Annotated in this window: 9 protein-coding genes; 4 read left to right on the forward strand and 5 right to left on the reverse strand. The window is 30.4% G+C overall.

All coding sequences use genetic code 11. The features are described 5' to 3' along the window. Positions 1 to 87: 87 nt before the first annotated feature. Together HXZ69_RS14860 and HXZ69_RS14865 are read right to left on the reverse strand one after the other, a co-directional pair. Positions 88 to 483 (reverse strand): hypothetical protein, encoded by a 396-nt coding sequence (locus HXZ69_RS14860; protein WP_125349351.1) that lies wholly within the window; start codon positions 481 to 483, stop codon positions 88 to 90. Positions 484 to 593: 110 nt separating this feature from the next. Next, entirely contained in the window at positions 594 to 959 is a 366-nt protein-coding gene (locus HXZ69_RS14865; RefSeq protein WP_019973715.1) for a methylglyoxal synthase, read from the reverse strand. A gap of 99 nt (positions 960 to 1,058) precedes the next feature. Here HXZ69_RS14865 and HXZ69_RS14870 point away from each other — a divergent pair, with 99 nt between their 5' ends. After that, on the forward strand, positions 1,059 to 2,108 hold the full coding sequence (locus HXZ69_RS14870; RefSeq protein ID WP_125349352.1) for a 2Fe-2S iron-sulfur cluster-binding protein: 1,050 nt from the start codon (positions 1,059 to 1,061) through the stop codon (positions 2,106 to 2,108). 66 nt (positions 2,109 to 2,174) lie between these two features. Here HXZ69_RS14870 and HXZ69_RS14875 read toward each other — a convergent pair whose 3' ends face one another. Continuing rightward, positions 2,175 to 3,497, reverse strand: a complete 1,323-nt coding sequence (locus HXZ69_RS14875) for a solute carrier family 23 protein (RefSeq protein WP_221854442.1) — start codon at positions 3,495 to 3,497, stop codon at positions 2,175 to 2,177. A gap of 149 nt (positions 3,498 to 3,646) precedes the next feature. Between HXZ69_RS14875 and HXZ69_RS14880 the strand changes: the two genes are divergently transcribed. Further along, entirely contained in the window at positions 3,647 to 3,868 is a 222-nt protein-coding gene (locus HXZ69_RS14880; protein ID WP_038335762.1) for a heavy-metal-associated domain-containing protein, read from the forward strand. A 55-nt stretch (positions 3,869 to 3,923) separates the two neighbouring features. Here the strand turns inward: HXZ69_RS14880 and HXZ69_RS14885 are convergent, their stop codons facing one another. Continuing rightward, the gene (locus HXZ69_RS14885) at positions 3,924 to 4,268 is read right to left on the reverse strand and encodes a hypothetical protein (protein WP_221854443.1); all 345 of its coding nucleotides are present in this window, start codon (positions 4,266 to 4,268) and stop codon (positions 3,924 to 3,926) included. Between the two features lie 505 nt (positions 4,269 to 4,773). Between HXZ69_RS14885 and HXZ69_RS14890 the strand changes: the two genes are divergently transcribed. Both HXZ69_RS14890 and HXZ69_RS14895 read left to right on the forward strand, forming a co-directional pair. Then, positions 4,774 to 5,256, forward strand: a complete 483-nt coding sequence (locus HXZ69_RS14890; RefSeq protein WP_115000270.1) for a hypothetical protein — start codon at positions 4,774 to 4,776, stop codon at positions 5,254 to 5,256. A 23-nt stretch (positions 5,257 to 5,279) separates the two neighbouring features. Next, on the forward strand, positions 5,280 to 5,726 hold the full coding sequence (locus HXZ69_RS14895) for a hypothetical protein (RefSeq protein ID WP_147279982.1): 447 nt from the start codon (positions 5,280 to 5,282) through the stop codon (positions 5,724 to 5,726). Here the strand turns inward: HXZ69_RS14895 and HXZ69_RS14900 are convergent. Continuing rightward, complete coding sequence (locus HXZ69_RS14900; protein WP_286496431.1) at positions 5,723 to 5,926, reverse strand: hypothetical protein; 204 nt, start codon at positions 5,924 to 5,926, stop codon at positions 5,723 to 5,725. The genes HXZ69_RS14895 and HXZ69_RS14900 overlap by 4 nt on opposite strands. Between the last annotated feature and the right edge of the window lie 197 nt (positions 5,927 to 6,123).

Consider the following 6,123-nt stretch of genomic DNA (forward strand, 5'->3'; position numbering starts at 1 on the left):
ACAAATACGAATATATGTACTGTTTAAAATAAAATTTTATTGGTCTAATCCTGTATCATTTTTTCAGGACGTTACATAGGATAAAAACTATTGTTTGATATACGTTTTATTTCCGTTATCGTTGATATAGTATTTTCCACCTTTTGGTCCTACATAAACTTTGTGTCCATTGTAAGTCCCTGCAGTAGTTGTTTTAGCTACAGTCGTTTTTGTTTCTTTTTTTGGAGTAGTCGTTTTCTCCACTTTTTTTTCTGAAGCTACTTTTTTGTCATTGACTGTTTTAGCAGTTGCATCAGTTTTCTTAGTTGTAGTTGCTTTTACATCCTTTTTTGTTTCTGTTACTTTTTTATCAGTTGTAGCCTTTGTTTTTGCCATTTCTGTTTTAGCAGTTTTAGTTGGAGTTTTAGTTTGAGCAAATGCTACAGTAGATCCAGTAAATGCAAATAAGCTAAGCGCGATAGCTGTTTTTTTAATTAAATTCATTGTAATTTGGTTTTGAATTGTTATTTATATTCAGTTAAAATTTCTATTCAATATTAAATAAATTATCCACCAAAACAACCAAAATAAACTTAAGATTAGCTTAAGAATAATTATTTCAAATGATCCAATAACATTTCTGCTGTCGCTGGGTTTGTAGCTAATGGGATATTGTGTACATCGCACAGTCTCAGTAACATATTTACATCTGGTTCGTGCGGATGTTTTCCCATCGGATCTCTAAAAAAGAAAACCATATCTGTTTTTCCTTCTACAACTCGAGCGGCAATTTGCGCGTCACCACCAAGAGGACCAGATAGATAGCGCGTTACTTTTAGTCCAGTTTGCTCTGCATACTTTCCTGTAGTCCCTGTAGCAATAAATGTGATATTATTTTTGTTTAAAGCTTCTTTATGTTTCATTAAAAAATTGACCATTTCAGCTTTTTTTCCATCATGAGCGATCAATGCTATTTCCATATATTTTTTCTATTTAATCTAAAATCTTACTTTTGTACAAAGTTAGCAGAACAATCTTAAATAACGAGTTGTTTTAAGAATTATAAATAGTATACGACTATGAAATTTAATTTATTAACAGTAAAAGAAATTGTAAAATTAACGGCTGATGCTGTTCAAATTTCGTTTGATGTTCCTGAGGAATTACACGAAGAATACAATTTTTTACCTGGACAATATATCACTCTTAATATTAATGGAGAACGAAGAGATTATTCTTTGTGTGAATCTCCTAATGATAAAAAATGGAGCATTGGGGTTAAATCTCAACCAAATGGAAAGATTTCTTCTTATTTAGCAAATGAACTAAAAGTTGGTGATCAATTGGAAGTTTCTACACCAAGTGGACGTTTTACAATTCCAACAAAACCAAACGAAAAACGTACGTTATTAGCTTTTACGGCGGGTAGTGGAATCACGCCAATTATGAGTATGTTAGAGTTTACTTTGCAGACTGAAGAATGGGTAAATTTTCATATTTTTTATGTAAATAGAGATGAAAACTCAATCATGTTCAAAGAGCGTTTGACAGAATTGAAACAAAAATATCCAAACAATGTTTTTATTCATCATTTCTATACGCGTCAAGATCAAGAGAATTTTATTTACAACGGACGAATTGATGAGAAGAAGTTTGATTTAATTTTGAATCAAATTATTGATATCAATGAAGTCGATGAAGCAATGGTTTGTGGACCAGAAGAAATGATTTTGACTTTAGCGAAGAAAATCAATGAAGCGGGAATTATCGAGAAACATATTCATTTCGAAATGTTTAATCCTTCAGTGAAAACAGAAGATATTTTTACAAAACATGACGAAGGACCTCAAACGGTTCAAGTTACTGTAACACTTGATGGAGAAACTTCTGAAGTGACTTGGGATAGAGGAAAAAATTTGATTGATACAATGTTAGACGCTGGTATTGATGCGCCTTATTCATGTAAAGGTGGTGTCTGTTCGTCTTGTATGTGTAAGATAACGGAAGGCGAAGTGCATATCGGAGACAACTATGTATTAACAGATTCTGATTATGAAGAAGGAATGACGTTAGCGTGTATTTCTCGTCCAAAAACAGCTACTTTAGCAATTGATTTTGACGAAGTTTAAGAACAAAAAATATCTAATAAAAAAAGACGGAAATTATAAATTTTCGTCTTTTTATTTTATGATAATTTAATTTTCTTCATCAAACATTTCTTTGAATGAGACAAATTCTCTTCCAGGAAGAATCAAATTTAAAGCAACTCCAATTATAGAAGCTAAAGCCATTCCTTCTAAAGAAAATAAATCTCCAATGTGGATTGCTGCACCACCGATTCCAATGATAAGAATAACAGAGGAAATAATAAGGTTTCGTTTAATCTTGAAATCAACTTTATTCTCGATTAGCATTCTTAATCCGCTCGAAGCAATAATTCCGAATAATAAAATAGAAACGCCGCCCATAACTGGTGTTGGAATTGTACTTAATAAAGCTGAAACTTTACCACAAAATCCAAATAAAATAGCAAAACATGCTGCTCCAATAAATACATAAATGCTAAAAGCTTTTGTAATGGCTAAAACACCAATATTCTCGCCATACGTTGTGTTTGGAGGTCCACCTAAACAAGCTGCAATCATTGTTGCAATACCATCTCCTAACATCGATTTATCAAGACCTGGATCTTCGATTAAGTCTTTGTTCACGACTTTACTCAAAACTAATTGATGTCCGATATGTTCTGCGATTGGTACAATTGCGACCGGAATCATTAAGAAAATAACATACCAAGACAAAGTTGGTGTGTAATCTACAAAAGGAATGGTAAAATCTGGAATCATAAACCATTTAGCTTCTATAACAGGATTTAGGTCGACAACTCCCATCGTAATTGCAAAAAGATATCCACCAATAATTCCGACCAAAACTGGAATTACACTCAAAAAACCTTTACTGAAAATTGCTGTAATTATCGTGATAATTAAGGTAACAAAACCAATTATAACATAGGTTAAATCATATTCACCAGAAGGATTATTTGTCACCATTTTGATTGCTGTAGAAGCTAATCCCAGACCAATTACCATAATTACTGGACCAACAACAATAGGGGGTAAAAGTCTCATTAACCATTTTGTTCCTGCCGTTGCTATAAATAGTGCGACCAATGAATAAGTAACTCCTACCAAAAAACTACCAACCAAGAAACTTCCTGTCGCAATTCCACTTTCTGGGTTTGTTTCTAAAGCTTTCATTGCGATAATTGGATTGATAAAAGCAAATGAAGATCCCAAATATGAAGGGACTTTTCCTCGTGTAATTAAGATGAAAACTAAAGTTCCGATTCCACTCGAAATTAATGCAATTGCTGGAGACATTCCTGTCAAAGCAGGAACTAAAACTGTTGCACCAAACATTGCAAAAAGATGCTGTATACTTAATAATATACCTTGTCCTAACTTCGGTTTTTCGTCGATCGCTAAGATAATATTTTGGTCATTTTGTTGACTCATTTGTAAAAGAAATTGAAATTGTTTTGTTTGAATGCAAAAGTAGCTCAAAACGATTAATAAGTATAGAAATCATATAACTATTTAGCGAAATCTTGTAAATGGTTTTGGAACAATTCTATCGAAATTTGTAAGACAAAAATCAAAGAGTTATGGAAACAAAAGAATTAAAATTCAAAACAAATATAAATTGTAGTGGTTGCGTGAGCAAAGTGAAACCTTTTTTAGATAAGTTAGATGGTTTAGAAGCTTGGGAAGTTGATACTGATAATCCAGACAAAGTTTTGTCTGTAAAAATTAATCAAGCAACAGACGAAGAAATTATTGATACAATTGAGGAAGTTGGTTTTTCAGCTGAATTAATTGAGGAATAGATATTTTTTTAGGTAGAATGACTTATTTTTTGTGATAGTTTAAGTCAATATAATCTCAAGTTAATCTTGTGTTGACTTGAGATTTTTTATTTTTTCGAAATTGTAGAAAGAAAAGTACGCCCATAGCAAGTTGAAGAATAAATAATAAAATAATCCAAGTATTCATTTTTGCTGCAAAATCAGATAATTGATTGTACATTACATCATATTTATCTACCGAAGTTTCAGCTATATTTTTCACAAACTGTATATCGTTCGATTTTTCAATGAGCATAATTTGTTCACCTTTATAACCTTCATTTTTATTCGGAACAACTTCAATTTGATTAGCGCTTACAAAAAACAGAAAAATACTAATGATTGTAGATAAAAATAATAGAAAATAATTGATGTATTTCATGAGTTAGATTATGTTTTGCAAAGATACACTAACTTTTATTAGCTTGTTGTATATGCGCCAAATGATGATTGCAATTCCAAGCATAAATCGCAAGATTTGTTTACTGATGACGAAATTTTTTGTCCCAATCACTTTCAACAAAAGAATTTAACAAAGTAACCCAACGTTGATGCAGCCTTCAGAACGATATTATTGTTCGAATTTAGGTTCTGAAAGAGAGGTGATTTCATTCTGAATTTTTTGTGGAAACTCACGAATTGTTAAAATTCATCATTCAATAGATTCTTTGTTAAATGATGTTGAAATTTCAAATTTTCTAGTGTTTTCATATTGTTCTTAAGTTTAAGAAATTTTTACAACTTTACTGATAAAAATTATTCTATTTTGTTAAAACAAGTCACTAACTTTGCAACTTCAAAAAATAATTGTGCAAACCAAACGCATCATAAAATTTGTCACGATACTGATTATTTTTATAATTCAGTTTCTGTTTTTATTTTCGATAATGAACGAAAGAATAGAACATTATCTTGTTCCTTACATTATTGCTGCAATTTGTTTACTTTTGATTGTGGTTTACCGCAAGTTTCCACTGCATCATCACGAATATTCTTTTGATCGTAAAACTTTGGTTTTATGGATTCCTATTGCAGCAATAATTACATATTTGATCAATAATAAATTAGGTTTAGGCGGTGTTTTTTCTGCAGGAATTATAGGAACTTTAGGTTCTTTTTTAACGAAGTTTAATTCTCGTTCAGAATATCTAAAACAAATTGCAGGACCAATTTATTGTGGTGCTTTCATTGGGATGACTTCGCTTGATTTTCAGTATGTTTATTGGATGATTATTTCGGCTGGAGTTTTTACTGCCTTGTTATTTTTTGCTACAAAATCTTTATTTGTTGGTGTGGGTGGAAAGCTAGGAACATTAGCATTTATAGGCGTTTTGTTGAGTATGTTGTTGTTTAAATTAATTATTGGCTAATGATTATTGAATTTTTAATATTAATGATGTTTTCAATAATTGCTTCATTAACAACATATGAATTAAACATTCGTTTCAAACAAGGTCCAGTTCGTGCCTCTGCAATGATTGCAATGATTGTCGGTGGATTTTTCTATTTTTTTCCAACAATTTTACCAGAGTTTTATACCAAAAATATTCCGTTGTATGTAATTGGCGGAACTTTCATTGGAATGGTATCATCAACCATAAATATTAGTTATTTTTCGTTAGTTTTTTCTCCAATTTTATTTGCAGTTTTATTGCATTATACGAGCAAAATTTTCAATGGTTATGGAGGGGCATTAGGTACAACTGCTTGTATTTCGTTGATGTGCACAATGGCATTTCCTATTATCACAAAAAATAAAAAGGTAACATATGGTTATCGTCTAATTCGAATTATTTTTAAGAAAAGAAAACGTAAGAAAATTATTAAACGAAAAGTTTAATCAAAACAATTGAAAACAATCTCTCCCAGTATTTTACTTTTCCAATAATTGATCTGTTTAATTTCTGATTCACCTAATAATTCTAAATCAGAAATGTTTACTTTTTTATTTAATTCTTTTGGATTTAGAAGGATCAAACTTGAATTTACTTCGGCTTTTAATTGTGAAATTAATTCAATAGGAAAGTCAATAAATTTCAAATCAAAGCATCTATTTTTTTCTACACAAGCAAAGATTAAATAAGTTGAATTTACTATCAAATAAAAATTTTGTTTTGTCTTTTGATAATTAATTTTAATTTGATAAAAGTTAGAAGAATCAACCCGTTGTGCATTTTGATTAATAAAGAATAAAGTTGTTCATTTGATTGAAAATCAGTAAATTGTTTTAACTACAA

Origin of the sequence: Empedobacter sp. R132-2 (genome assembly GCF_030324375.1) — a bacterium.
Lineage (GTDB): Bacteria > Bacteroidota > Bacteroidia > Flavobacteriales > Weeksellaceae > Empedobacter > Empedobacter falsenii_B.

Coding starts and splice junctions, on each gene's coding strand:
- HXZ69_RS14860 (WP_125349351.1), bottom strand. CDS start 483: ATGAATTTAATTAAAAAAACAGCTATCGCGCTTAGCTTATTTGCATTT.
- HXZ69_RS14865 (WP_019973715.1), bottom strand. CDS start 959: ATGGAAATAGCATTGATCGCTCATGATGGAAAAAAAGCTGAAATGGTC.
- HXZ69_RS14870 (WP_125349352.1), top strand. CDS start 1,059: ATGAAATTTAATTTATTAACAGTAAAAGAAATTGTAAAATTAACGGCT.
- HXZ69_RS14875 (WP_221854442.1), bottom strand. CDS start 3,497: ATGAGTCAACAAAATGACCAAAATATTATCTTAGCGATCGACGAAAAA.
- HXZ69_RS14880 (WP_038335762.1), top strand. CDS start 3,647: ATGGAAACAAAAGAATTAAAATTCAAAACAAATATAAATTGTAGTGGT.
- HXZ69_RS14885 (WP_221854443.1), bottom strand. CDS start 4,268: ATGAAATACATCAATTATTTTCTATTATTTTTATCTACAATCATTAGT.
- HXZ69_RS14890 (WP_115000270.1), top strand. CDS start 4,774: ATGAACGAAAGAATAGAACATTATCTTGTTCCTTACATTATTGCTGCA.
- HXZ69_RS14895 (WP_147279982.1), top strand. CDS start 5,280: ATGATGTTTTCAATAATTGCTTCATTAACAACATATGAATTAAACATT.